Source organism: Arthrobacter sp. Dra40 (assembly GCF_059091905.1).
Genome location: NZ_JBNHHB010000018.1, coordinates 42,073 through 66,262, shown reverse-complemented (window position 1 = coordinate 66,262; position 24,190 = coordinate 42,073). Strand labels below are relative to the sequence as shown.

At 66.3% G+C, this 24,190-nt stretch carries 23 protein-coding genes and 1 pseudogene; 17 read left to right on the top strand and 7 right to left on the bottom strand.

Features of this window, described 5'->3' with window-relative positions; genetic code table 11:
- Positions 1-52: 52 nt before the first annotated feature.
- The 3 genes and pseudogenes from AC5RWT_RS11120 (at position 53) to AC5RWT_RS11110 (ending at position 4,388) form a co-directional block, all read left to right on the top strand.
- Positions 53-1,166 (top strand): annotated as a pseudogene (locus tag AC5RWT_RS11120) (zinc-binding dehydrogenase).
- Between the two features lie 320 nt (positions 1,167-1,486).
- Positions 1,487-3,169 carry an ABC-F family ATP-binding cassette domain-containing protein gene (locus tag AC5RWT_RS11115; protein WP_494080270.1) on the top strand — a complete coding sequence of 561 codons (1,683 nt, stop codon included), beginning with the start codon at positions 1,487-1,489 and terminating at the stop codon, positions 3,167-3,169.
- Positions 3,170-3,233: 64 nt separating this feature from the next.
- Entirely contained in the window at positions 3,234-4,388 is a 1,155-nt protein-coding gene (locus AC5RWT_RS11110) for an MFS transporter (protein ID WP_494080269.1), read from the top strand.
- 14 nt (positions 4,389-4,402) lie between these two features.
- Here the strand turns inward: AC5RWT_RS11110 and AC5RWT_RS11105 are convergent, their stop codons facing one another.
- The gene (locus AC5RWT_RS11105; RefSeq protein ID WP_494080268.1) at positions 4,403-5,200 is read right to left on the bottom strand and encodes a DUF2238 domain-containing protein; all 798 of its coding nucleotides are present in this window, start codon (positions 5,198-5,200) and stop codon (positions 4,403-4,405) included.
- A 303-nt stretch (positions 5,201-5,503) separates the two neighbouring features.
- Between AC5RWT_RS11105 and AC5RWT_RS11100 the strand changes: the two genes are divergently transcribed.
- Positions 5,504-5,686: a hypothetical protein gene (locus AC5RWT_RS11100; RefSeq protein ID WP_494080267.1), complete on the top strand. Its 183-nt coding sequence runs from the start codon at positions 5,504-5,506 to the stop codon at positions 5,684-5,686.
- Positions 5,683-6,405: a nucleoside/nucleotide kinase family protein gene (locus AC5RWT_RS11095; RefSeq protein WP_494080266.1), complete on the top strand. Its 723-nt coding sequence runs from the start codon at positions 5,683-5,685 to the stop codon at positions 6,403-6,405. The genes AC5RWT_RS11100 and AC5RWT_RS11095 overlap by 4 nt, the downstream gene beginning before the upstream one ends.
- 55 nt (positions 6,406-6,460) lie before the next feature.
- Here the strand turns inward: AC5RWT_RS11095 and AC5RWT_RS11090 are convergent, their stop codons facing one another.
- Complete coding sequence (locus AC5RWT_RS11090; RefSeq protein WP_494080265.1) at positions 6,461-6,964, bottom strand: DNA gyrase subunit A; 504 nt, start codon at positions 6,962-6,964, stop codon at positions 6,461-6,463.
- A 91-nt stretch (positions 6,965-7,055) separates the two neighbouring features.
- Here AC5RWT_RS11090 and AC5RWT_RS11085 point away from each other — a divergent pair, with 91 nt between their 5' ends.
- From AC5RWT_RS11085 to AC5RWT_RS11045, 9 genes are all read left to right on the top strand, one after another.
- Complete coding sequence (locus AC5RWT_RS11085; protein ID WP_494080264.1) at positions 7,056-8,042, top strand: ABC transporter ATP-binding protein; 987 nt, start codon at positions 7,056-7,058, stop codon at positions 8,040-8,042.
- A 2-nt stretch (positions 8,043-8,044) separates the two neighbouring features.
- On the top strand, positions 8,045-8,893 hold the full coding sequence (locus tag AC5RWT_RS11080) for an ABC transporter permease (RefSeq protein ID WP_494080263.1): 849 nt from the start codon (positions 8,045-8,047) through the stop codon (positions 8,891-8,893).
- A gap of 21 nt (positions 8,894-8,914) precedes the next feature.
- Positions 8,915-10,183 (top strand): sensor histidine kinase, encoded by a 1,269-nt coding sequence (locus AC5RWT_RS11075; RefSeq protein ID WP_494080262.1) that lies wholly within the window; start codon positions 8,915-8,917, stop codon positions 10,181-10,183.
- Complete coding sequence (locus AC5RWT_RS11070; protein ID WP_494080261.1) at positions 10,176-10,892, top strand: response regulator; 717 nt, start codon at positions 10,176-10,178, stop codon at positions 10,890-10,892. The genes AC5RWT_RS11075 and AC5RWT_RS11070 overlap by 8 nt, the downstream gene beginning before the upstream one ends.
- Positions 10,893-11,176: 284 nt before the next feature.
- Entirely contained in the window at positions 11,177-11,482 is a 306-nt protein-coding gene (gene rpsF, locus AC5RWT_RS11065) for a 30S ribosomal protein S6 (RefSeq protein ID WP_127514040.1), read from the top strand.
- Between the two features lie 94 nt (positions 11,483-11,576).
- Positions 11,577-12,155 (top strand): single-stranded DNA-binding protein, encoded by a 579-nt coding sequence (locus tag AC5RWT_RS11060; RefSeq protein WP_364648890.1) that lies wholly within the window; start codon positions 11,577-11,579, stop codon positions 12,153-12,155.
- Positions 12,156-12,214: 59 nt separating this feature from the next.
- Complete coding sequence (gene rpsR / locus AC5RWT_RS11055; protein WP_136787674.1) at positions 12,215-12,454, top strand: 30S ribosomal protein S18; 240 nt, start codon at positions 12,215-12,217, stop codon at positions 12,452-12,454.
- Positions 12,455-12,481: 27 nt separating this feature from the next.
- Entirely contained in the window at positions 12,482-12,931 is a 450-nt protein-coding gene (gene rplI / locus AC5RWT_RS11050; RefSeq protein ID WP_493941670.1) for a 50S ribosomal protein L9, read from the top strand.
- A gap of 77 nt (positions 12,932-13,008) precedes the next feature.
- A complete protein-coding gene (locus tag AC5RWT_RS11045; RefSeq protein ID WP_494080260.1) occupies positions 13,009-13,848 on the top strand; it encodes a PhzF family phenazine biosynthesis protein in 840 nt (279 codons plus the stop codon).
- A 34-nt stretch (positions 13,849-13,882) separates the two neighbouring features.
- On the opposite strand, the gene AC5RWT_RS11040 is transcribed toward AC5RWT_RS11045, so the two are convergent.
- Both AC5RWT_RS11040 and AC5RWT_RS11035 read right to left on the bottom strand, forming a co-directional pair.
- Positions 13,883-14,320 (bottom strand): DUF1801 domain-containing protein, encoded by a 438-nt coding sequence (locus tag AC5RWT_RS11040; protein ID WP_494080259.1) that lies wholly within the window; start codon positions 14,318-14,320, stop codon positions 13,883-13,885.
- Positions 14,321-14,389: 69 nt separating this feature from the next.
- Positions 14,390-15,121 (bottom strand): hypothetical protein, encoded by a 732-nt coding sequence (locus AC5RWT_RS11035; RefSeq protein WP_494080258.1) that lies wholly within the window; start codon positions 15,119-15,121, stop codon positions 14,390-14,392.
- A 490-nt stretch (positions 15,122-15,611) separates the two neighbouring features.
- Here AC5RWT_RS11035 and dnaB point away from each other — a divergent pair, with 490 nt between their 5' ends.
- The gene (dnaB, locus tag AC5RWT_RS11030; RefSeq protein ID WP_353917371.1) at positions 15,612-16,979 is read left to right on the top strand and encodes a replicative DNA helicase; all 1,368 of its coding nucleotides are present in this window, start codon (positions 15,612-15,614) and stop codon (positions 16,977-16,979) included.
- Positions 16,980-17,073: 94 nt separating this feature from the next.
- Here dnaB and AC5RWT_RS11025 read toward each other — a convergent pair whose 3' ends face one another.
- Positions 17,074-17,673: a hypothetical protein gene (locus AC5RWT_RS11025; RefSeq protein WP_494080257.1), complete on the bottom strand. Its 600-nt coding sequence runs from the start codon at positions 17,671-17,673 to the stop codon at positions 17,074-17,076.
- Between the two features lie 333 nt (positions 17,674-18,006).
- Between AC5RWT_RS11025 and AC5RWT_RS11020 the strand changes: the two genes are divergently transcribed.
- A complete protein-coding gene (locus AC5RWT_RS11020) occupies positions 18,007-18,756 on the top strand; it encodes a peptidoglycan-binding protein (RefSeq protein ID WP_494080256.1) in 750 nt (249 codons plus the stop codon).
- A gap of 7 nt (positions 18,757-18,763) precedes the next feature.
- Positions 18,764-21,235, top strand: a complete 2,472-nt coding sequence (locus AC5RWT_RS11015; RefSeq protein WP_494080255.1) for a hypothetical protein — start codon at positions 18,764-18,766, stop codon at positions 21,233-21,235.
- Between the two features lie 63 nt (positions 21,236-21,298).
- Here the strand turns inward: AC5RWT_RS11015 and AC5RWT_RS11010 are convergent, their stop codons facing one another.
- Together AC5RWT_RS11010 and AC5RWT_RS11005 are read right to left on the bottom strand one after the other, a co-directional pair.
- The gene (locus AC5RWT_RS11010; RefSeq protein WP_494080254.1) at positions 21,299-22,063 is read right to left on the bottom strand and encodes a hypothetical protein; all 765 of its coding nucleotides are present in this window, start codon (positions 22,061-22,063) and stop codon (positions 21,299-21,301) included.
- A gap of 228 nt (positions 22,064-22,291) precedes the next feature.
- On the bottom strand, positions 22,292-24,175 hold the full coding sequence (locus AC5RWT_RS11005; RefSeq protein ID WP_494080253.1) for an FAD-dependent oxidoreductase: 1,884 nt from the start codon (positions 24,173-24,175) through the stop codon (positions 22,292-22,294).
- Between the last annotated feature and the right edge of the window lie 15 nt (positions 24,176-24,190).

The window sequence follows — 24,190 nt, the reverse complement described above, 5'->3', positions numbered from 1 at the left end:
TGGGCGCCCAACCGAGAACGCCACCAGAGAGTCACCAGATCAAGGAGGGCACATGCGAGTTTCCGTGCTTCGTGAGGCGGGCCTGGCCCGTCCGTACAGCGAATCCAAGCCGCTGGTCATTGAGGACCTCGACACGCCGATGCCCAGACGAGGCGAGGTGGGCGTCGACATCACCTTTTCCAGCCTGTGCCATTCGGACCTCTCCGTCGTCGACGGCAGCCGGGTGCGCCCCTTGCCGATGGCCCTCGGCCATGAAGCTGTCGGCCGCATCACCAGTCTCGGTGAAGGCGTGGACGACGTGAAGATCGGCGATCACGTCGTGTTGGTGTTCGCCCAGTTGCGGGCAGTGCCGCACCTGTCTGGCCGGCCGGCCGGCCCTGTGCGATCGGGCCGCCGAGGCGAACGGCAGCGGCGACCTGCTGCACGGCGAGGCGCTGCTGCGTTCTGCCGACGGCGGGAGGATCAACCACCATCTCGGCGTCTCCGCGTTCTCGGATCACGCGGTGGTCGCCCGGGAATCAGTTGTGGTGGTCGAAGAGGACGTACCAAACGAGGTTGCGGCCATGTTCGGGTGTGCCGTCCTGACCGGGATGGGTGCGGTGTTCAACACGGCGCGGGTTGAAGCTGGGCAGACGGTGGCCGTTTTCGGTCTGGGGGCTGTGGGACTGGCATCGGTCATGGCCGCCCGGATCTCGGGAGCATCGGACGTCATTGCGATCGATCCCAATACGGCGAAGCATGCCTTGGCGTTGAAGGCGGGTGCAACCGCGGTGGGGACGCCGGAAGAGGCCGCCGCGCTGACCGCGAAGGCGGCAGGCGGCGGCGTAGACGTTGCCATCGAAGCCGCCGGCTCCGCCCGCGTGCTGGCCGGCTGCCTGGAGGTCACCAATCGGGGAGGCGCCGTCGTCGCCGTCGGCCTCCCACACCCCTCCCAGGAGCTCAGAGTCCCGGCCCTGCAATTCGCCGGCATGGGCAAGCGCCTCCTCGGATCCTATATGGGCGATGCGGTCCCGGAGCGGGACATTCCCCGTTACCTCGGGTACTGGCGCGAGGGACGGCTTCCCGTCGAACTGCTGCACACGGACACCTACCCCCTGGACCAGATCAACGAGGGCCTCGAAGCCCTGGCTCAAGGGCAAGTTGTCCGGAGGCTCTTCAAGGCCTGACAGGGATGCTTCAGGTCGCGCCGAGGCCCGGCATGTTGCCTGCTGCTGGCGGCCCTCCAGTAAGGACTGCAGCACCCTAGGGTTTTCTAACTAGGGTGGATTGATCTGGAATACGCGCGGGTCCTCGACCATGATTGAAGGTGTCAGCAACCGGAACGGGTAACCAAACCGGAGGCGGCGGTATTGGGATCCGAGTTGGGGGACCTGCCTTCGGGCGGTGGATCCAGATATCGCACACGAAATGGCTCGAAGTGAGTTGGCTAATGGGGAGGCCTGACTTTGAGCCATTTCGTATGCCCGGGCCATGACAGACTGGTTCCGTGGCCCATCTCGACGTCTCCAACATTGACTATTTCCTTTCCGACGGCCGCCAGTTGCTCAACGGCGTCGGCTTCAAGGTCGGCGACGGGGCCAAAACGGCCCTGATCGGTCCCAACGGCACCGGCAAGACCACCCTGCTGCGGATCATCGCCGGGGACGTTGCCCCGGACGACGGCGCCGTGGCCCGCTCCGGCAGCATGGGCATCATGCGCCAGTTCGTCGGCCAGGTCCGCGACCAGACCACCGTCCGGGACCTGCTGGTCGGCGCCGCCCCGCCTGCCCTGGCCGCCGCTGCCCGCGCCGTGGACGAGGCGGAACTGGCCATGATGGAGCACGACGACGAGCCCACCCAGATGCGCTATGCCCAGGCGATCGCTGATTGGGGCGATGCCGGCGGCTACGAGCAGGAGACGGTCTGGGACGAGGTCACCATGGCCTCGCTGGGCGTGCCCTTCGACCGGGCGCATTACCGCAACGCGTCGACCCTGTCCGGCGGCGAACAGAAGCGCCTGGTGCTGGAAGCACTCTTCTCCGGTCCGGACGAACTGCTGCTGCTGGACGAGCCGGACAACTACTTGGACGTGCCCGGCAAGCGCTGGCTGGAGGACAAGCTGCGCGAGTCGCGGAAGTCGGTGCTGTTCGTCAGCCACGACCGTGAGCTGCTGGCCAACGCGGCCACCCGGATCGTCACGCTGGAGCCGGGCGCCCTCGGGGCCACCGCCTGGGTCCACGGCGGCGGGTTCGAAAGCTACCTGCAGGCCCGCGACGACCGGAACTCGCGGTTCGAGGAACTGCGCAAACGGTGGGACGAGGAGCACGCCAAGCTCAAAGAGCTGGTGAACATGTACAAGAACAAGGCCGCCTTCCGCTCCGACATGGCCAACCGCTACCACGCCGCCACCACCCGGCTGCAAAAGTTCCTCGAAGCCGGACCACCCGAGGCCGTGCCGATCGAGCAGAACGTGCAGATGCGGCTCAAGGGCGGGCGCACGGCCAAGCGGGCGGTGGTGGCCAGCAAGCTGGAGCTCACCGGGCTGATGAAGCCGTTCAGCACCGAGATTTGGTTCGGCGACCGCGTGGGCGTGCTGGGGTCCAACGGCTCCGGCAAGTCCCACTTCCTGCGCCTGCTGGCCGGCGGCGGCACCGACCCGGAGAAGGAGCACCTACCGGTCTCGGAGGTCCGGATCGCCGATGTGCCGCACACCGGCACGGTCAAGCTCGGGGCCAGGATCCGCCCCGGTTTCTTCGCGCAGACCCACGTCCGGCCGGACCTGCTGGGCAAGTCCCTGGTGGACATCCTGCACCGCGGCGACGACCACCGCTCCGGCCTGGGCCGGGAGGCCGCAGCAGCCGTGCTGGACCGCTACGGCCTGGCCCGGCAGGCGGAGCAGCTGTACGACTCGCTCTCCGGCGGCCAGCAGGCCCGGCTGCAGATCCTGCTGCTGGAGCTGTCCGGCGCCACCCTGCTGCTGCTCGACGAGCCCACCGACAACCTGGACCTGCACTCCGCCGAGGCACTGGAGCGGGCCATCGACGCGTTCGAAGGCACGGTGCTGGCGGTGACCCACGACCGCTGGTTCTCGCGCAGCTTTGACCGGTTCCTGGTCTTCGGTTCCGATGGCAAGGTCTACGAAAGCGACACCCCGGTCTGGGACGAGGAACGTGTTGTCCGGGAACGCTGAGCCGAAAGGACGGGCGAGCAAAACGGCCGGCCGTCCAACCGGCGGACCGCCCCGCCAAGCGACGATGGCGAAGTACGCCACCTTCGCCATCTTCGCGCTGAACGGACTGGTCTTCGCCAGCTGGGCGGCTCGGATCCCAGCGGCCGCGGCAACGCTGAACATCAGCGCCGGCCAAATCGGCGCCCTGCTCCTGGCACTCGGCCTCGGCTCGGTCATTTCGCTGCCGATCGCCGGACCGGTGGCGGCCAGGATCGGCACCGCCAACACCGTCCGCGCCGGCGGCCTGATCGCCGCGGTCAGCGGCGCGGGTCTGGCCGGCGCGCTCGCCGCCGGCTCGGTGCCGGGCTCAGCGGCCGCGCTGTTCTGCTACGGCATCGGCGTGGCCTGGTGGGACGTGGCGCAGAACATAGAGGGCGCCGATGTGGAGCGGAAGCTGCTCCGCACGGTCATGCCCCAGTTCCATGCCGCCTTCAGCCTCGGCGCCTTTACCGGGGCCATGCTCGGCGCCTGGCTCTCCGTGCTGGGCGTCTCGCTGTCCGCCCATTTGGCGGTGCTGGCCGCGGTCGTCGCGGTCGCCACCTGGCTGGTGCCGCGGGCTTTCCTGCCGCACCTTAAGCGTCCTGAGGACGACGGCGGTGCTCACCGCGGGCGGTTCGCCGCCTGGCGCGAACCCCGGACGGTGCTGATCGGCGTCGTCGTTTTGGGGGCGGCCCTGACCGAGGGTGCCGCCAACGACTGGATCGCGCAGGCCACCGTCGTCGGGCTCGGTGCCACCGAAGCCATGGGCGCCGTGATGTTCGGCGTCTTCGTGGCCGCCATGACGTTGCTGCGTTTCGCCGGCGGCCGGTTCATCGACCGCTGGGGCCGGGTTGCCGTTCTGCGGATCAGCCTGGGCACCGCGCTAGCCGGCCTGCTGCTGTTCGTGTTGGCGCCGAACCTGCCGCTGGCCTTTGCCGGAGCGGTGCTCTGGGGAGCCGGCGCGGCTTTGGGCTTCCCGATGGGCATGTCTGCCGCCGCAGACGATCCGGTCCGCGCCGCCGAACGCGTCTCCGTTGTCTCAACCCTGGGCTACGTGGCCTTCCTGGCCGGGCCGCCGTTCCTCGGGTTCCTCGGCGAACACGTCGGCATCCGCAACGCCCTGCTCGCCGTCGCCGTCCTCATGGTGGCCTCGCTGCTCACCGCCCCCGCCGCCCGGGAGCAGCGGAACCCGCGGCTTTGAGGCGACCGGTCGGTTCAGAGGGGCTCTGGCCGCTTCTGCTGCGGCGCGGATAAGGTGAAGTCGCGGTTTTGAAGCAGCGAGCTGACCGGGGGAACCGGGTGGCCGCGGAGGTGGATTCCCACCGCGACCGCCACGGCCGTCGCCCCGAGAACTCCGCAGATGATGTCCGTCATGGTGTCCTGCAGGTTGGCGTTTTGTGCGTGGCTGCCCAGGAGATGGTCGCTAGTGAACTCGGCGATTTCCCATGCGGCAGCGACGAAACCGCCAGAGGTCACCACCCCGGCCACCACCAGAAAGGGCGGAAGGTCAAGGTGTTTCCTCCGGCCGACCGTACCGAGGGCGAACGTGATGGCGCACCCCACGAGCAACCCCGCGAACACGTGGATGACCTTGTCCCAATCGGGCCTGAAAGCGTAGAGCCCCAACCGGGTCCCGGCGAACGGTCCCGCAAGCAGGAACCCCAGATAGCAGGCGTGCAACCACGCGGGGAACCGGGCCTCTATGGCCCGCTCCACCGAGGAGGGAACCAGTGCGGCCACGGCCAACAGGGCCGGAACCACGGCCTCGCTCCAAGCATTGGCTACGGCGGCGCCTCCTAAGAAACCAAGAAATAGCAGCTCGACCGGGATCAACATCGCCGTTCCGGGGACGGCCAGGAACGACCGGATGCCCGAGCGGAACGGCAGGGCCTCGGTGCCGGCATCTCCTTCGGCGGGCTGGCCGACCATCGGCGCACCGCTCTTCGTGCGCCCTAGGGTCTCCTCCGGCACGTCGGGTGCGTCGGAGGGGTCGGAGGCGGGAGGCAGGCTCATGGCGTGGGGCCGACGATCAGGATGTCGCCACCCCCGCGGCCCGAGCTGTGACCGGCGGCGTGGAACCATTGCGGTCCAAGCGGTGATGCTCTGCCAGCGCCTCCAGGATTGGTGCCTCGCTCTGATCCATGGACCCCCCTTTAAGCCGGCCCTGACAAGCTTGCTTAATGTCGGTCACGCTATCGGCCCGGACCCCGGCGCGCAAGGAGTGCGATCCGCTGGGCTGGGGTACGTCCACATCGGCGAGACCGCCGGGGTTACCTCACATCAGGACACGCGGACTCTACGTCGTTCTTCCACGCCTTGGGTGGCATCAACTACAGTGGCCCCATCACCTTCGAAAGCTGCTCCTCCGCCGTCGTCGCACGGGGACTGTCCAACGATTTGGCCGTCTGGCGGAACCTGTGGACCGACGGCGAAGACCTCGCCATCCACGCCCGCGAGTTCATTGCCAACCACTTACACGCCACACGGGCGACCCGATGACCCTTGACGAACTCGTCGCACGCGTCAAGCAGCGGAAAGGCCACAAAGAGGCGCCCGTGGTCATCGGCGTCGTCGGCGCGCCGGGCGCCGGCAAGACCACCCTGGTGGAAAGTCTCATCAAAGAACTCAACAGGGACACCCCGGAACCCGAACACCAGGAATTCGCCCACGTCCCGATGGACGGCTTCCACCTCTCGGATCAGGAACTGACCCGCCTTGGCATCCTTGACCGAAAGGGCGCACCGGAGACCTTCGATGTCTACGGCTACGCCGCGCTGCTGCAACGGCTGCGCTCGAAACGGGATGCAGTGGTCTACGCGCCGGGATTCGAGCGAACCCTCGACCAACCCATCGCCGGCGTCATCCCCGTCTTCCCTTCCGCCACTACCATCCTGACCGAAGGAAACTATTTGCTCCTCGGCAGCCCCGAGTGGCGGAAAGTGCGCAGCCAGTGCAACGAGGTCTGGTACTGCGTGCAGGACGACAGCACGCGCATCCAGCGCCTCATCCAGCGACACACCGACTTCGGCAAGAGCCCCGCGGAGGCAGAAGCCTGGGTGACCACCGTCGATGAAAAGAACGCCCAACTGATCCGTGCCACCCGGACCGACGCAGACCTCATCGTCACCCTGGAAGAAATCGGTGCGGCGTCATTGCATATTCCAGTCGCCACAACAGAGACGTATTGCAAGAGTCCAGAGGACACCTTGTTCGGCTGACTTGGTGCCTGCAGGGCGGTTCCAGTCGCTCAAGAACGCCGATTGATAGTCCTGCTCAGCAATTATCCGTATCAAGTGTCTCGTCAGATAGACGAGTCCTTAAATCATCCGCCTGAGCAGCAATGGCCCGGTGCTGGTCGCGAGTGAACCTTCTGACCTGCATGTCGAGCAATGCGCGGCAGACAATTTCCTCCAACTCCAACAGTTCGGTAAGACGACGGATAGCTTCGTCCAAGTCGGCTGAATCTTCGACCACTTGGAAGACCTCGTCACGCCGATCCATGGCCTTCAAAAGGCCGTCCAAGATTTTCAGGCTGAGCTCGGCCTGCCACCGCGCCTCCGCATTCATGCTGTGATTCTTCCACGCACTGTTAACCCACCGGAGGAAGGTCTGTTGAACGGACCGGCTTGCCCGACAACGGGGCCTGCGGGAATCGACGTACCCTCGCCTCCTCAGGGGCGCGCTCCGGGCCAGCTCAGGGCTTCGCCCAATAGAGCGGGCCCGGCCGAAGCCCGTAGCGTCATCCGCAGGGATGATCCAGCCGGTCGCCAAGATCATCCCTGCGTGCGGTGTGCGGGCGGCCGGCAATCCGTAACGTAGCTAGTGGCCCCGGGAATGGGCGCCACCCCACATACAAAGGACGGTTCAGATGATCGAGGCACAGGGCCTGGTCAAGGTCTACGGAAACAAACCGGCAGTGCAGGGCGTCTCCTTCACCGTGCAGCCCGGCCGGGTCACCGGCTTCCTGGGCCCGAACGGTGCAGGCAAGTCGACCACCATGCGGATGATCATGGGACTGGACCGTCCCACCTCCGGCGACGTGCTGGTCAACGGCAAGCATTACGCCAAGCATCGCGCACCGTTGCGCGAAGTCGGCGCCCTGCTGGACGCCAAGGCGGTGCACACCTCGCGGACCGCGTACAACCACCTGCGGGCGATGGCCGCAACGCACAGCATCCCCACCAAGCGGGTGAATGATGTGATCGAGCTGACCGGCCTCGGCGCCGTGGCCAAGAAGCGCGTCGGCGGCTTCTCCCTCGGCATGGGGCAGCGGCTGGGCATCGCGGCTGCGCTGCTGGGCGATCCGCAGACCATCATCCTGGACGAGCCGGTGAACGGTCTGGACCCGGAAGGCGTGCTGTGGGTGCGCAACCTGGTCAAGGCGCTGGCCGCCGAGGGCCGTACGGTGTTCCTGTCTTCCCACCTGATGAGCGAAATGTCGCTGACGGCGGACCACCTGATCGTGATCGGCCGCGGCCGGATCATCGCCGACGCGCCCATCCAGGACATCCTTAACAACCGCGCCCAGCGGGTGCGCGTGCGCACCGACCGGCCCGACGTCCTCACCCGGGCACTGGCCGGCGAAGGCGTCAGCGTCGAGGCCCGCGAACCGGAACTGCTGGAAGTCAGCGGTGTTGCCGCCCGCGCCATCGCCGAGACTGCCCTCGCCCAGCAGGTGCTGGTCTACGAGCTCACCCCCCTGCAGGCGTCCCTGGAGGAGGCCTACATGGACCTGACCAAGGACGAAGTCGAATACCATTCCGGCCCGCTGGCCGATGTACATGACCATGCCGGCAATGCAGAGTCCGGACGGCACGCTGCTGTCGCCGCCGGCGTCGGCCAGGAAGGAAACTGACCATGAGCGCTGCAACCCTGACTTCCCAAGCGGGCCGCGTCACCGGCCCCGGCGTGAGCTTCCCCCGCACGCTGAACAGCGAGTGGATCAAGTTCACCACCCTGCGTTCCACCTGGGTCCTGCTGGCCACCACCGTCCTGGTCATGGTGGGCATCGGCCTGCTCGGCGGCTGGGGCATTGCCACCGGCATGGAGCAGATGGAAAGCGCGGGCCAGGATCCGGCGGCCGCAGGCATGGACTCGTCAATCCTGTACCTGATGACCAGCGGCGGCCTAGACTTCGGCCAGCTGATCATCGGCTCGCTGGGCGTGCTGCTGATCGCCTCCGAGTACTCCACCGGCATGGTCCGCTCCACCATGACGGCCGTGCCGTCGCGGCTGTCGCCGCTGTTCGCCAAGGCGCTGGTCGTCGCAGTGGTGGCCGCCGTCGTCGGAATTGTGTCCAGCTTCATCACCTACTTCCTGCTGCAGCCGATCCTGGCCAATTACGGCAGGGAATTCGGGCTGGACGTGGACCACCTGGTGCAGTCCATGCTGCTCTCCGGCGTGTACCTTGCCGTGGTGGCACTGATGGGCCTGGCGCTCGGATCCCTGCTGCGCAACAGCGCCGGCGGGATCGTCACCCTGGTGGTGCTGCTGCTGGTGCTGCCGATCGTCGCCCAGATCATCCCCTTCGACTGGGTACAGGACGGCGTCATGCCCTACCTGCCCTCCAACGCGGGACGGCAAATGGTGATGCTGGAAACCGCCGACGGGGACCTGACCCAGTGGCAGGGCGGGCTGGTCATGGCGGCCTGGGCCGCAGTGCTGCTGGCCGGCGCCGCGGTGACCACCAAGGCCCGGGACGTCTAAGCGCGCGGCTAGGCTCGATGCATGACTGACAAGCCTTCGGTGAGGGAGGCGGCGGAACGAACGGCCGCCGTCTCCTTCACCGAAATCTCCTCCAAGCGCCGGGGCCCCATCCGGCGCTATTTCCACACCCACCCGGTGGCGATGGACTGGGTGCTGATCGGCATCCATCTGCTGTTTGGGTTGCCGAATGCCGTGATGACCGCGGCCGACGGCGAGTGGTCGCCGCTGCTGCTGCTGTTGGCCGGAGGCGCGGCGCTGGTGTGGCGCCGCCGCTATCCGCTGCTGGTGCTGGCGGCCGTTGCCGTGGTGGACATGCTGATTGTGCTGGTGACCAGCACCGGCAGCGGCTCCTTCGCCATGTGGTTCGCCGTCTACACGGTGGCCACCACCCAGCCCGCGGTGCGCGCCATCGCGGCGGCGGTGCTCGCCGTCGTGCCGATGATGGTGGTCATGGCGGTCCGGATGCCGCCGGAGATCGCCAAGCAGATCGCCAGCGGGGAGGTCCCGGCATTTGTTGGCCTGATCACCGGGCTGGTGCTGGTCTTGGCGAACGTCATCGCCGCTGGCATTGGCGTCACCGTCCGCCGAGACCGGATGCACGACGTCGAGCTGCAGCGCTGGGCGGCGGACAATACCAAGCTGGCGTCGGCGAACGAACGCACCCGCATTGCGCGGGAGATGCATGATGTGGTGGCCCACTCGCTGTCGGTGATGATCGCGCTCTCGGATGGCGCCGCCGTCGTGGTCCGCAAGGATCCGGAACGCGCCGGGCAGGTCCTGGACCAACTCTCCGCGACGGGCCGCACGGCGCTCGCGGACATGCGCCGGGTGCTGGGCGTGCTGCGCACAGAGAACGGTGTGGAAGCGGCCCCGCTGGCGCCGGCACCGTCCGGCGATCAGCTCAGCGGCCTGCTGGACGGCTTCCGCGCAGCGGGCCTGCCGCTGCGCACGGTCATGTCCGGGCCGCCGCTGCCGGAAGACCAGAATTTCCGGCTCACCGTGTTCCGAATTGTGCAGGAGTCGCTCACCAACGTGCTGCGCTACGCCAAGGGGGTGTCCCGGGTTGACGTGGCGTTGATCCGCGACGGCGACGCCGTACACATCACGGTGGCCGACGACGGCCAGCAGGTTGGCACGTCCGATTCGCTCGGTGCCGGCCAAGGCCTGGTCGGGATGCGCGAACGGGCCGCCATCTACGGCGGCCGTGTTGCCAGCGGTCCGCGATCCGGCGGTGGTTGGATGGTGGAGGCAACACTGTATTGGCCCGGAGAGGAAGACAAGAGTGTCTGAGAGCACCGATAGCAGCCCTGCCGGGCCGGTGAAAGTCCTGCTGGTGGACGACCAGCCGCTACTGCGGATGGGCTTCAAGCTCATCCTCGAAGGCGAGGACGACGTCGCGGTGGTGGGGGAGGCGTCCGACGGCGCCGAAGCGCTGGAGCTGACGCGGCAGCTGGCACCGGACGTGGTGCTGATGGACGTGCGGATGCCGGTGCTGGACGGGATCGAGGCGACCCGGCAGATTGTCACCGCCGGGCTGCCGGCCCGGGTGATCATCCTGACCACCTTCGATCTGGACGAGTACGCGTTCGCCGGGCTGCAAGCCGGGGCCAGCGCCTTCCTGCTGAAAGACGTGGCGCCGGCGGAACTTGTCCAGGCGGTGCGCCTGGTCTCCTCCGGCGACGCCGTGGTGGCGCCGCGGGTGACGGCGCGCCTGCTGGAGACGTATGTGCGCGGCCTGTCCCCGGTGGGCAGCCCGGCGCCGCCGCAGCGCGACCCCTTGCTGGAGGACCTGACGCCGCGGGAACTGGAAGTGCTGGGCACCATCGCGGAGGGCCTGTCCAACGCCGAAATCGCGCACCGGTTCTTCCTCTCGGAAGCGACGGTGAAGACGCACGTGCGGCGGATCCTCGCCAAGCTGCACCTGCGCGACCGGGTGCAGGCCGTCGTCTACGCCTACGAGACCGGACTGGTGGTGCCCAGCCAGGGGCTGGATTACTGAGCCGGCCGGTTCGGGGCTCGGCCAGAACCTTGGCCGGAGCCTCGGGGAACCTCCGCCGGGCTGTGGAGCCGGGCTGTGGAGGACGGGTCGGCCCCGCAAATTTACGCGCCCGGTCCGGTGTCCGGTAGCATTGATAAGTCTGTGCTGTCAGCACCAGCCGGTAATCCTTGTGACAATAGCCAAAACACTTCGACTATCGCTGTGCGGTGGCAGGCAGGCAACGCAACAGAACCTCCTGTTACGGAAAGACCGTGACCGCTTAGCCCGAAGGAGGTGGGTTCACAATGCGTGCTTATGAACTGATGGTAATCATCGACCCCGAGGTCGAAGAGCGTACCGTAGAGTCCTCGCTCGACAAGTTCCTCAACGTTGTCCGCAACGATGGTGGAACCATCGACAAGGTGGACATCTGGGGACGCCGCCGGCTCGCCTATGACATCAAGAAGAAGTCCGAAGGCATCTACGCGGTGGTCAACTTCACCGCCACTCCCGCCACTGCTGCTGAGCTTGACCGCCAGCTTGGTCTGAACGAGACCATCCTGCGCACCAAGATCACCCGCCCGGAGGAGCAGAAGATCTCCGCTGAGTAATCAGCTGTGATCGCCGCGTCCCTTCCGGACCGGCATTGACGAAGACAATCCCGCGCACCACTAGGCAAGCGGGACTAGGACATCAGGAGGCAACATGGCAGGCGAAACCGTTATCACGCTCGTCGGTAATCTCACCAACGATCCCGAGCTGCGGTTCACCCCGTCCGGGTCCGCGGTAGCGAACTTCACCGTTGCATCCACGCCGCGGACCTTCGACCGCCAGTCCAACGAGTGGAAGGACGGGGAAACCCTGTTCCTCCGCGCGTCGGTGTGGCGCGAAGCTGCCGAGAACGTCGCAGAGACCCTGACCAAGGGCATGCGCGTGATCGTTCAGGGCCGGCTGAAGTCCCGTTCGTACGAAACCAAAGAAGGCGAAAAGCGTACCGTCATGGAGCTTGAGGTCGACGAGATCGGCCCCTCGCTGCGCTACGCCTCTGCCAAGGTCACCCGTACTCAGCGCTCCGGCGGTGGGCAGGGCGGCTTCGGCGGCGGTCAAGGCGGCCAAGGTGGCTTTGGCGGCGGCGGTTTCGGCGGAAACCAGAATCAGGGCGGTTGGGGCGGACAGCAGTCCGGCCAGCAGCCCGCACCCCAGGATGATCCTTGGGGCGCACCGGCCGGCGGCAACTCCGGCGGCTGGGGCAATGGTCCGGATTCCAACGAACCCCCCTTCTAAAAACAAACCCCATCCCGTGGAAAAGATTCACGGGCTCCACGAGATAAAGGAGCTCCACGATGGCTAAGGCTGAAATTCGTAAGCCCAAACCAAAGTCCAACCCCTTGAAGGCCGCTGACGTCACCGTCATCGACTACAAGGACGTAGCTTTGCTGCGCAAGTTCATCTCTGACCGCGGAAAGATCCGCGCCCGCCGCGTGACTGGCGTCACCGTGCAGGAGCAGCGCAAGATCGCACTGGCTATCAAGAATGCCCGCGAAGTTGCCCTGCTGCCCTACTCCGGCGCTGGCCGCGGCTAAGCGAAGCGAAGAGGAGAGAGTACTGACATGGCAAAGCTCATTCTGACCCACGAAGTGACCGGTCTCGGTACTGCTGGCGACGTCGTCGAGGTGAAGAACGGTTACGCCCGTAACTACCTTCTGCCCCGCGGCTTCGCCCTGACCTGGACCAAGGGCGGCGAGAAGCAGGTGCAGTCCATCAAGGCTGCCCGTGCCGCTCGCGAGATCGCATCCCTGGAAGACGCGCAGCAGCTCGCAGCCAAGCTGTCCGGCAAGCCGGTCACCCTGACCGTCAAGGCCGGAGAGTCGGGCCGCCTGTTCGGCACGGTCAAGCAGGCCGACGTCGCTTCCGCCGTCGAGGCCGCCGGCCTCGGTGCCATCGACAAGCGCAAGGTCGAACTGACCGAGCACATCAAGTCGGTGGGCGACTACCAGGCGACCGTGCGTCTGCACGAAGAGGTCTCCGCAGTCATCGACCTGAAGGTCGTTGCAGGCTAACAGCCTCACGTTGCGCAGCATGCCGGGTCCGTTGCGGGCCCGGCATGCTGTGTTTAACGCCCGGTACGCTGTAACCCATGAGCACACACCAGTTCAGCCAAGTGGACGTCTTCGCCACCGGACCGTGCACGGGCAATCCGCTGGCCGTGGTCTCGGCGGCCGAGTCGCTGGAGGGCGAGCAGATGCAGCGCTTCGCCAACTGGACCAACCTGTCCGAGACCACCTTCCTGTTGCCGCCGGAGAGCCCGGAAGCCGACTACCGGGTCAGGATCTTCACGCCCAGCGGCGAACTGCCTTTCGCCGGACACCCGACCCTGGGTACGGCCGCGGTCTGGCTCGCCGACGGCGGGCAGCCGCAAGCTGACGGCGTGGTTGTCCAGGAATGCGCCGCAGGCCTGGTGAAAGTGAAGAACGACGGCGGACGGCTGGCTTTTGCTGCCCCGCCGCGGCTCCGGACCGGTCCCCTCCCGGAGGAGAACGTCGGCAAGATCTGTGCGGCCCTGGGACTGGCACGCGGCGACGTGCTGCGCCACCAGTGGGCCGACAACGGCCCGCAGTGGCAGGCCCTGCAGCTGCGGGACGCCCAGGCCGTCCTGGACGTGGTGCCCGACTACGCGGCGCTGTCCCCGTTCGGCGTCGGCCTGGTCGGCGCCCACGCCGGGGGGGCCGGGATCGACTTCGAGGTCCGCGGACTGATGGGCTTCGAGGAGCTGCCGGCCGAAGACCCGGCCACCGGCAGCCTGAACGCCGCGCTGGCCCAGTGGCTGATCGGCGAAAACGAAGCCCCGACCAGCTACACGGTCCGGCAGGGAACGGCATTGGGGCGGGACGCCCGGCTGTATATCGATGCCGACGGGGAGGACATCTGGATCGGCGGGGACGTGCAGACGCTGATCACCGGAACCGTCGAGCTCTGAGTCCGCTGCGGTGAAGGAAACCCGCCGTCCTGCACTAGCGCTGACTTTGGAGTGACTGGTGGTCCGCGGTGGTCATGGTCCGGTAGCCGAGCTCGATCAACTCCTTGAGCACGTCGAGGTCGATGTCTGCCAGCTTGTTGACGTACAGGCAGGCGGCACCGGTCTTGTGCTTGCCCAGGCGCTCCAGCAGCGCTGCGGACTCCGGCGCGTAGGCCAGTCCATACAGGGCCAGGCTGGCCTTTCTGGGGGAGAAGCCGACGGCGGCAGCGTCACCTTCGTGTCCGCTCGCGTACTTGTAGTGGTAGCTGCCGAATCCGATGATCGACGGACCCCACATGACTGGTTCCTGGCCGGTGATGTCCCGCATCAGCTCCACGACGGTCTCGCCGTCCTGCCGCCGGACCGGATGTTCCACTGACGCGAGGAAAGCGTCTACAGGAACGTCCGTCGGCGCGGTTTTGTTCTCAGCCATGGGTTGAAGTGTCGCAGAAAGGCCGAGGGGTTGCCAGCACGCGCCGGACGCGTCGCCCGGGCCCCGCCGTTAGGACTCTTCTTCCGGTCCAATCAGATCAACAAACTCGCGGGCGTCCGCCTCGGTCGCTTCCGAATGATCCAGGAGCATTCGGACGGCATCTTCCCGGTCGCCTCCGAGAGCCGCTGTGCGGATCCGGTCAAACACGTCGTCGTTCAGGCGCGTGCTGGCGATTTCCCTGATGGTGTCGCCTTTGGACACGATGGCCCGGTAGCGGTACCCCCTCGGCGCGGCCCGTGGGGCGGGAGCGGACTCTTGCGGCGTAGCATCCTCTGCCTGGGCCGGTGCGGGGGCCTCCTGTCGTGGCTCCGCATCCTCCCGCGGCTGCTCCGGCGCATCCTCCCGCGGCTGATCCGGCGCCGCCTCCCGCGGCTCCTCGTCCTCTGGTCGGAGTGTCGGGACATCGTCTGGCGACGCCGTGTATGGCTGCGGGTGCGCCGACATCTGAGCGACGGCGCCGGCTGCCTCGCGAAGTCCTGCTCCCGTCGCATTCCGATACTCGCGAATCGCGGAGAGGGCCTGCCCCTGCGCGATCAGCGCATAAATCGCTGTGTGTTGCTGCCGGTTCAACCGGGCGCTGGCTTCGGCGGCAGCTTCCTTGGACGTTGCCGTTGTGGGCTGGTCCGGCGACCTCCGCACGTGGCCAGCGCGGCCGGTCTTGTTCCGCGCCGCGAGACGCAAGATGACCAGTCCGATCGCGATGACCAGTACGACGATCAGCAGCGGCACCACAAATTCCATACTTGAATCCTACGTCCCGCCCCGACGGCGGCTTCCCCACCCCGTCAGCCTGGGAGTATCACACCGGTGTAATTCACACTGTGGATAACCAGTGGATAACTTTCGCCTACGTTGCAATTTCCGTTCTGTCAACCGCCAAAAACCGGGGGAAATCCACGGTGGAATTCTTTTAATCCACAGTGCTTGGAGAACGTTTATGCAGGTCAGGGGCAGGTTACTGGCGAGTTAACTTTGATATCCACAGCTCTACACACAGCCTGTGCACAAGACACGCCCACGTATCCACATTTTATCCACAGGGGTAGTGGATAAGTCGCTTGGTGGAAGCGGGGAAGGGGGCTACCGTTGCGGAGTATCCCACTGAGAAGTCCGCACACGGGCTGTAGTTCTGCGCGCCCTTCGGGCAGTTCGGACATGTCCGAACCGGCTGATAGTTCTGGACCAGAAGGGGATGCGGTACCCGTTCGAGGAACAAAGAAAGCAGGCAGCGGTGTCGTTAGCGCACGCGGATTCGGCAACAGGTCGGGATTCCGAATTCGGCCGCACGCCGCCACAGGACCTCGTGGCCGAGCAGTCGGTGCTGGGCGGAATGATGCTTTCCAAGGATGCCATCGCCGACTGTGTCGAAGTGCTCCGCGGCGTGGACTTCTACCGCCCTGCCCACGAGAGCATCTACGAAGCCATCATCGACCTTTACGGCCGTGGCGAACCGGCGGACGCCGTTACCGTCTCCGACCTGCTCACCAAACGGGGCGAAATTTCCCGGATCGGCGGACCGGCTTACCTGCACACGCTGATTCAGTCCGTGCCCACGGCCGCCAATGCGGGCTTCTATGCGGAGATCGTCCGTGAACGCGCAGTGCTCCGCCGCCTCGTCGACGCCGGCACCAAGATCGTCCAGCTGGGCTACTCCCACGACGGCGAAGTCGACGCGATCGTCAACGAGGCGCAGGCGGAGATCTACAAGGTCGCAGAGCGGCGCACCGCCGAGGACTACGTCCCGCTGAAGGACATCATCGAAGGCACCGTCGACGAGATCGAATCCGCCGGCCACCGCGGCGAAGGCATGACCGGTGTCCCCACCGGTTTCTATGAACTCGATGAACTCACCCAGGGCCTGCACGGCGGCCAGATGATCGTCATCGCGGCGCGGCCGGCCGTCGGTAAATCAACCTTCGCACTGGATTTTGCCCGTTCGGCCGCCATTAAGAACAACATGACGACTGTCTTCTTCTCCCTGGAAATGGGCCGGAACGAGATCGCCATGCGCCTCCTCTCCGCAGAAGCCACGATCGGCCTGCAGGACCTGCGCAAGGGAACCATCAAGGACGAGCAGTGGGGCAAGATCGCCACCACCATGGGCCGGATGAATGACGCCCCGCTGTTTATCGATGACAGCCCGAACATGTCCCTGATGGAGATCCGCGCCAAGTGCCGGCGGCTCAAGCAGCGCCATGACCTGAAGCTGGTCGTGCTCGACTACCTCCAGCTGATGTCCTCCGGTAAACGCGTCGAATCCCGCCAGCAGGAAGTCTCGGAGTTCTCCCGTGCGCTCAAGCTGCTGGCCAAGGAACTCGAAGTCCCGGTGATCGCGCTCTCGCAGCTGAACCGTGGTTCTGAGCAGCGCACCGACAAGAAGCCGATGGTCTCGGACCTGCGTGAATCCGGCTCGATCGAGCAGGATGCCGACATGGTCATCCTGCTTCACCGCGAGGACATCTACGACAAGGAATCGCCGCGTGCGGGCGAAGCGGACGTGATCGTGGCCAAGCACCGTAACGGCCCGACCAAGACCATCGTGGTGGGCTTCCAGGGCCACTACTCCCGTTTCGCCAACATGGCGGTTGAGCACGGTTAGTAGTAGTTATGGTTCCCCTCGAACTGCGTCGGTGCAGCCGACGACTAGCCATCGCGGCAGGCCGGCCTGTTCGACGTAACGATCTTTTTCTGAGTTACAGGGGTTCGGCCGGTTTCGGACAGTTCCGGTGCTCGGACTCCATCCGCCGCAGTTCACCGTTTTTTGCTGGCTCCAGTACATAGCTTTTCCAACCCTGCTCGGGGTCTTCGAACACTTTCGTGAAATAGGGATCGGAGACCCAGATATCGAGCATTGCCAGGGCAGCTGTTTGACGGCCCTGGTCGTTGCTTTCGTGGGCGTCAAGAAACTCGCCCTCCCAGGCGCAATGCCAGTATGTGGAGGCTATGCTCTCGCCGAGTGAGTCGGCCTCATACCGCCCGAGAGGGTCGCTGTAGCCGCTCGGGATTCCTGCCGGCCATTCAGTGCCGGCCGGAAGGGGGTGGGGAAAGTCCTCGACTGCCGCCAGATAGAAGGCAGGGATCTCCGTCAGATTGACGAAGCCCTGGGCATCGACCAGAGACTCCAGCGGAGGATAGGAAGTTGGGGCAGCGGTTGGTAATACCGGCGAAGCCGCGGGCTCCGGTGCGGCCTCGACCGTGACTTGGCCGCAACCGGCCGTTGTGGCGACGAGGATCGCGGCCGCCGCAGTAGCGTTCAGGAACCGAGCGCCTCGTCGATTCGCCCAAATGCGCATGATGTCCCCGTCCTTGATGTAACAACGTTTGTCCCACGCTAGCCGCGGAATCCCTTAGAGAGCCGGGTCGGCACATTGCAAAGCAATAACTCCGGGATGACCAGCAGACAGGGAGCCTGCCGGGTGGCACGATTCCACCGGCATGCGGGAGGTCTATCCAGGCACGGAAGGCCCGGCAAGGTGGACGCGGCCTTGCTCGGCACTTCACGATGGAAGGATTCATCAGTATGCTGACGACCAGAGCCCGGCACCGCCGGGTTGTGGCAAGAATCGGCATGTTTCGATGACCAAGTGCAAACGCAGGGCGCTTTGCGCCGGAAACGGAGATTTCTGATGAGCAACGAAAAGGGATCCACGCCGCTCTCGCCGGAGGAACTCGATGCCCAGTCCGGGACGGCGCTGCCGGACAAGGAAGTCGCCTCCATTTTGGACCTGAATGCGGATCTCGACCTTGCCATCGATGCGGCCGCGCCGATCGACTTGGCCGTCGCCGCGAACGCCAATGTCGCGGCGCCCATCGATGCCGCAGTCTCGGCCAATCTCTTCTCGGACGGCTCCACGGCGCAGGCCCTGTCCGACCAGGGCGTCATCATCGACCAAGGCATCGCTGCCGACGCGACGGCGGAGTCCGCGCAGGACAGCACCATCGACCAGAGCAACGACACGGTGGACGGCGCAGAGACCACCGCTGGCTCCGCTGCTGCCGGGACGGCCGCCGCCGGTGATTCCGGCCTTCTGCAGGAGGGCGTCAGCGGGCAGGAAACCACTGGCCCGGCGCTGCTGCCGGATGGCACGCTGCCCGACACCGGATCGGTCACCGACGACCTCGGGTCGACCCTCGATGGGAACCTGCTCAACATCAACGTTGACCTGGCCGCCGACGCCGATATTGCGGCCCCGATCAACGGTGCGGTGGCCGCCAACGCGAACGTCGCTGCGCCGATTGACGCGGCGGTTGCCGCAAACATCGGGTCGATAGACAGCGAGGCGACCGCGGTGGCCCAGCAGGACGCCATCATCACCCAGCAGATCGACGGTGCCGCGGAGGCCACCGCGGGCCAGCAGTCCGACCTCGAACAATAATTCCTGAATGACTATGAGTCCAAGCGGGCCGCCCGCACGTGGCGGCCCGCTGCCAGGCGGCCGGTCTGCCACGCCTTCGATCGAGGTTCCTGCGCTGGCCGACGGCGTGCAGCTCCTCGGGACCACACGGGGGTCGGGCTACCGGGAGCCCCCCGCGCTGGCCCGGCGGGCAGACGGGCAGACGCTCCAGCTCACTCCGCTGCTGTATGCGGTGCTGGAGGGGGTGGACGGTTCCCGCAGCCTCGGCCAAATCGCCGCGCATGCAAGTGCTAAGTCCGGCAGGCTGATCACTGCCGGGAATGTGCAGACCCTGATTGAAAAGCAGCTGCTGCCGTTGGGTTTGCTGCGGCTCGCGGACGGCTCGGAACCCGAAGTCAAAAAAGCCGGCCCGCTGCTGGGCATGCGCTTCCGCTACACGGTCACGGATCCAGCGCGGACCCGGAAGCTGACGGCTCCGTTCGCCGCACTGTTCCACCCGTTGATCGCCCTGCCCGTCACCGGGGCCTTCCTGGTGGCGTGCTGGTGGGTGCTCATGGTCAAGGGCCTGGGCTCGGCAACGCACGAAGCCTTCGCCAACCCCGGCTTGCTGCTGCTGGTTTTCGGCGTCACCATCCTCTCCGCCGGCTTCCACGAGTTCGGCCACGCCGCCGCCGCCCGCCGCGGCGGCTCCACCCCGGGCGCCATGGGCGTGGGTCTGTACCTGATCTGGCCCGCCTTCTACACGGACGTCACGGACTCCTACCGGTTGGGGCGCGGCGGCCGGATCCGCACCGACCTTGGCGGCCTGTACTTCAACGCCATCGTCGTGGTGGGCACCATGGGGGTCTGGTGGCTCACCGGCTTCGATGCGCTGCTGCTGGTTGTTGTGACCCAAATACTGCAAATGGTGCGCCAACTGCTGCCTCTGGTCCGCTTCGACGGCTACCACATCCTCGCCGACGCAACCGGGGTCCCCGACCTGTTCCAACGGATCAAGCCCACCCTGCTAGGGCTGTTGCCCTGGCGGTGGTCCGACCCCGAACCCAGGATGCTCAAGCCCTGGGCCAGGGCCCTCGTGACCGCGTGGGTCCTGATCACGGTTCCGTTGCTCCTGTTCTGCCTCTTCATGATGGTGGTTTCGCTTCCGCGTGTGGTGGGAACGGCCTGGGCCAGCATCATGGAACAACAGAGGCTCCTGGCTGACGCCAGTTCCGACGGCGACTTCGCCGGTATGGCCGTGCGTGCCCTGGCCATCACCGCCGTCGCGCTTCCCCTTCTTGGCATTGCCTACATCCTGCTGCGCATGGCCCGCCAACTCGGCACCGCAGTATGGACGAAAACCCGCGACCGGCCGCTTCGTCGGGCCACCGCCCTGGCCGCCGCCGTCGCAGTTCTCGCGGGCGTGGCCTGGGCATGGTGGCCCGACGACGGGGCATACCGCCCGGTGCAGCACTACGAACGCGGCACCTTGTTCGATACGGCAGCTTTTTTCGCCCCGGTTTCATCAGCAGGGCTTACCGAAGGCCGCGGCGGGCAAGCCGTGACGGCGTGGCCGGCAGGAACGGACCTGCCCACGGCGGAGAAGCCGCAACTGGCGATGGTCCTCGTTCCTCGCGACGCCCAGGCCGACGGCGAGGAGAGCAGCGTAAATCCAGCGAACGACGGCGGCTCCGGCGGCGTTGCTGAATCCGCCGTCGCGGACACACCGGCGGCCTGGGTCTTCCCCTTCGACCGGCCACTGGCCCCGAAGGAAGACGGAAACCAGGCCTTGGCCGTCAACGTCGAGGATGGATCCGTTGTCTCCGACGTTGCCTTCGCCCTTGTCTGGGCGGAAGGCGGACCGGTAGAGGCCACGAACGAGGCGTACGCCTTCGCTTCCTGTCGGGGCTGCACCGCCGTCGCCGTCGGTTTCCAAGTGGTCCTGGTCCTTGGCCAGGCGGACGTCGTGGTCCCTCAAAACCTCTCGGCCGCCGCCAACTACAACTGCATCGAATGCCTTACCTACGCTCTGGCCAGCCAGCTTGTCCTCACCCTCGACGGTCCGCTCAGCGACGCGGGGATGGCCAAACTGGAAACCCTGTGGGAAGAGATAGCGGCCTACGGGCTGTCGCTCGAAGACGTTCCCTTAAGCGACATCCAGGCCCGGCTGACCGACTACAAGGCGCGCATCCTCGGCATCATCGAACAGGACGCGGAGCTCCGTGACAGCAGCGCCGAGGCAGACACCGACGCGAAGACCGATACTCAGCCGACCTCCGGACAGGACACGGACGGCGAGCCGCAACCGCCGGGCGAATCAGCCACCGTGGCGCCAGGGACGGGCAGTTCCGATCCGGATTCGCCAGCGGAAGCAACTCCGCCGGCGGAGACCGGCAGCGAACCGCAGCCGGTCCCGGCGCCGACAACCACCGGCACGCCGCAGCCCGCGCCCACACCGGTGCAGGAGCCTGCCCCTGCCCCCACGCCGGCTAGTGAACCGATGCCGGCGCCGACCGGATAGCGCGTCGGAGCTCGACCCGGCCCGGGCAGTGTCTGCAGGACTAAAAGACACGAGCGCAGGAAATCAGTGGGCCATGGAGGGCCGGCTTGCCGTCGGCCCGCGCCGCCAAGCGCCGATCAGAAGCCAGATACTCCAGATGATGCTCGCCGCTATCCCGACCAGGGTTGGCACGGCGTTGGCCGGAGAAAAACCCTCGGCACCAATGACCCACCCCTGCACCAGGTAGGCCAATCCCGTCAGCCCCAGGAATCCGCCCACGAACCTGGACACCCGGCCGCTCCAAATGATCGCAACGGCAAATAGCACAAATGAGAGTCCCAGGACCAGGCTTTGGTAACTCCTAGCACCCCATTCCAGCCAGCGGATACCCTCTGCGACGTCAAAGCGGGCCGCCTTCTCCGCCTCCGGCGCAGCGGCCCACGCATCCACTGCATGTTTCAGGGCGACGCCGTCCACGGCTTGGAGGACCGCATACAGCGCCAGTGCCGCCGCGGCGGCCACGGCGGCGGCCCTAGCCAGCCAGGAAGCGGCGCCGCGATGGAGGTCCAAGGCAACGAACAGGACCAGTAGTCCGGCAACCAGGATCGCCATTCCAACGAACTGGCCCAGATGGATCCCGGTCCAGGCAGCACTGTTCGCATACTCGGAGAACGCCGCTACATGGTCGTTGGCACTGGCGTCGCCAGGGTGGAAAGCCCCAGCGAGCAAGGAGACCAGCACGCCGGAAAAAAGCAGAGTGGCGGCCACCCGCAACGACGATCGGAAGGGTGCAGAGGAATCCGGCACACTTTCCGGAGTGGGTCGGACGACGCCGTCCGCTTGATCCATCTGAATCCACCTCCCGACGGCGCCCGGCTGCGCCTACTGTCTGGAAAGAGGGAAGGCTTTGCGGCGCTCGCAGCCAGAGGAAGCCCCAAATTTTCCTACAGTCTGCTCCGGACTCCACCGCTCCGGCAAGGGCCGTTCTGCTCTGGTTCGTGAGGGCCAGCCGTGGCCGCGGCAAAGCGGGGGCCGCACCTTCTGTGGAAGATGCGGCCCCCGCAGGCTGCGCAGCAGCTAGTTATCCACTGAACCTTCGCCAGCCCGAACCTTCGGGATTGCTCCGGCTTCATCTTGACGCGTCGCTGCTTCGCGTCCGGCCAGATAGCCGAATACCAGTCCGAGCGAGATCGTTCCGCCGGCGCCTCCGTAGAAGCCCTTGGTGGGCGCGCCGCCAGCGTTGCCGGCGGCGTACAGGCCTTTGATGACCTTGCCCTCGGTGTCCAGCGCTCGTCCGAGTGCGTCCGTCTTCGGGCCACCCACAGTGCCGAGTGCGCTGGCCTCGACCTTGAGCGCGTAGTAAGGCGCAGTGTCCACCGGCCCCAGCACGCTCGACCTCGGGCTCTTCAGCACGGGCCGGATGATCTTCGCCAGTGGCCGGACCACGACGGAACGCAGGCGCTCGGGGTCGTTCTTCTTCGCCACCCGTCCCGCGAGCTTGCTCGCAATCGGACCGACGGCTTTGGCGATGAGCACCCTGGCCTTGGCCGTGGCGGCGGGGAAGCGCGCGTCAGGCGAGTTCTTGCCCAGCCGGGGATAGTAGGCGCCGAAGTAGCGGTCGAACATGGTGTCGCCGCGGTTGAACTGCGGGTCGCGGCCACGTGCTGCCTCGGGGTTGAACCGGTCGACGGTGCGGAGCAGCCCCACCTCGTCGACGCCGATCTTGGCCGCGAGCTCTGCCAGGGTATCGGCGCGGTGGAGGTAGTCGGGCACCGCTCCGCCTGGCGTGACACCGAAGATCCCGAACTTCTCCCAGTAGTTCTGGTCGAAGATCAGCCACGCCGTTGCATTGGGCATGGCGCCCGTCTCGGGGTCGACTTCGCGCATGATCTGTCCGAACTGGTCATAAGCCAGAGCCTCGTTCGCGAAGCGCTCGCCCTTGCTGTTCACCATGATGCTGTGCGGCAGCGCCCGCTCTCCGAGGAACACGCGGCTGAGGGGCTGGCCTTCCAACTCCTCGCCGGGCAACTGCACCCCGGGCATCCACCAGGCATCCTCCATCCCGGTCAAGTCGGCGCCTATTTCGTTGGCCAACTGGACTGCAATGCCATCGTGGCCCTTGGGCGAAACCTGCACGCCGAAGGGCGCCTCGAGGTACTTCGTGGTGACCTCGTCCGAGCTCTCGAACCCGCCGCTGGCCAGCAGGACACCCTTGGTGGCGCGCACCGTGTGCTCCACGCCATCGGCCCGCACGACGACGCCCTGCACCCCCGACTCATCCGTGACCAGGCGGACGGCGGGCGTCTCGACACGCACGTCGACGCCGTTGCGCAGGCCGCCCTCGAGCAGGGCGCCGACCAATGCCGGTCCGGCGAGCCAGACGTCATCGATGCCGATGCCACCCAGCAACCAGAACGGGAGCGGGTTCTTGGCCATGCCCGTGGTCAGGGCCGGTCGGACGTACTTTGCCGCCTCGCCCAGTCCTTCGGGGGAGTAGGGGCCGGGGAAGAGCGCCCGACCGACCGATGCGCCATCAATGTCGGAGCGGTAGTCCGGCCAGATCGTCGGGATCCACCCGAAGGAGGTGTGCTCTTCGATGTACCGGGCGACGTGCGGTCCTGCTTCCAGGAACTGCTCTACCAAGTCGTGGTCGAGGACCTGGTCGCGACCTTGGCCGTAGATGTAGCGCCGGGCCTGGTCCAGGTTGTCCTTCACCTTCAGGTCCTTGGTGGAGAAGCCGTGGTTGGGGATCCAGGCGGCACCCGCAGAAATGCCGGTGGCGCCGCCGACGAGTTCCCGGGATTCGACAACGAGAACTCGTGCGCCTTCCTTGGCAGCGGTGAGCGCCGCCATCAGGCCTGCCCCGCCGGAGCCGACGATTACGACGTCCACTTCCTGCGGGATGCCCTTGTGGGGCACCGTCCCGATGGAGCCGGTGAGCTGAGTTGTATTGTCAACCACGATTTCCTCCTTGCT

What these genes read in the sequence shown, in the direction of transcription:
- AC5RWT_RS11080 (WP_494080263.1), top strand. Translation starts at nt 8,045, where the DNA reads ATGAGCGCTGCAACCCTGACTTCCCAAGCGGGCCGCGTCACCGGCCCC.
- AC5RWT_RS11045 (WP_494080260.1), top strand. Translation starts at nt 13,009, where the DNA reads ATGAGCACACACCAGTTCAGCCAAGTGGACGTCTTCGCCACCGGACCG.
- AC5RWT_RS11025 (WP_494080257.1), bottom strand. Translation starts at nt 17,673, where the DNA reads ATGCGCATTTGGGCGAATCGACGAGGCGCTCGGTTCCTGAACGCTACT.
- rpsR (WP_136787674.1), top strand. Translation starts at nt 12,215, where the DNA reads ATGGCTAAGGCTGAAATTCGTAAGCCCAAACCAAAGTCCAACCCCTTG.
- AC5RWT_RS11015 (WP_494080255.1), top strand. Translation starts at nt 18,764, where the DNA reads ATGACTATGAGTCCAAGCGGGCCGCCCGCACGTGGCGGCCCGCTGCCA.
- AC5RWT_RS11060 (WP_364648890.1), top strand. Translation starts at nt 11,577, where the DNA reads ATGGCAGGCGAAACCGTTATCACGCTCGTCGGTAATCTCACCAACGAT.
- AC5RWT_RS11040 (WP_494080259.1), bottom strand. Translation starts at nt 14,320, where the DNA reads ATGGCTGAGAACAAAACCGCGCCGACGGACGTTCCTGTAGACGCTTTC.
- AC5RWT_RS11090 (WP_494080265.1), bottom strand. Translation starts at nt 6,964, where the DNA reads ATGATCTTGGCGACCGGCTGGATCATCCCTGCGGATGACGCTACGGGC.
- AC5RWT_RS11020 (WP_494080256.1), top strand. Translation starts at nt 18,007, where the DNA reads ATGAGCAACGAAAAGGGATCCACGCCGCTCTCGCCGGAGGAACTCGAT.
- rplI (WP_493941670.1), top strand. Translation starts at nt 12,482, where the DNA reads ATGGCAAAGCTCATTCTGACCCACGAAGTGACCGGTCTCGGTACTGCT.
- AC5RWT_RS11105 (WP_494080268.1), bottom strand. Translation starts at nt 5,200, where the DNA reads ATGAGCCTGCCTCCCGCCTCCGACCCCTCCGACGCACCCGACGTGCCG.
- AC5RWT_RS11075 (WP_494080262.1), top strand. Translation starts at nt 8,915, where the DNA reads ATGACTGACAAGCCTTCGGTGAGGGAGGCGGCGGAACGAACGGCCGCC.
- AC5RWT_RS11010 (WP_494080254.1), bottom strand. Translation starts at nt 22,063, where the DNA reads ATGGATCAAGCGGACGGCGTCGTCCGACCCACTCCGGAAAGTGTGCCG.
- AC5RWT_RS11110 (WP_494080269.1), top strand. Translation starts at nt 3,234, where the DNA reads ATGGCGAAGTACGCCACCTTCGCCATCTTCGCGCTGAACGGACTGGTC.
- AC5RWT_RS11095 (WP_494080266.1), top strand. Translation starts at nt 5,683, where the DNA reads ATGACCCTTGACGAACTCGTCGCACGCGTCAAGCAGCGGAAAGGCCAC.
- AC5RWT_RS11035 (WP_494080258.1), bottom strand. Translation starts at nt 15,121, where the DNA reads ATGGAATTTGTGGTGCCGCTGCTGATCGTCGTACTGGTCATCGCGATC.
- rpsF (WP_127514040.1), top strand. Translation starts at nt 11,177, where the DNA reads ATGCGTGCTTATGAACTGATGGTAATCATCGACCCCGAGGTCGAAGAG.
- AC5RWT_RS11085 (WP_494080264.1), top strand. Translation starts at nt 7,056, where the DNA reads ATGATCGAGGCACAGGGCCTGGTCAAGGTCTACGGAAACAAACCGGCA.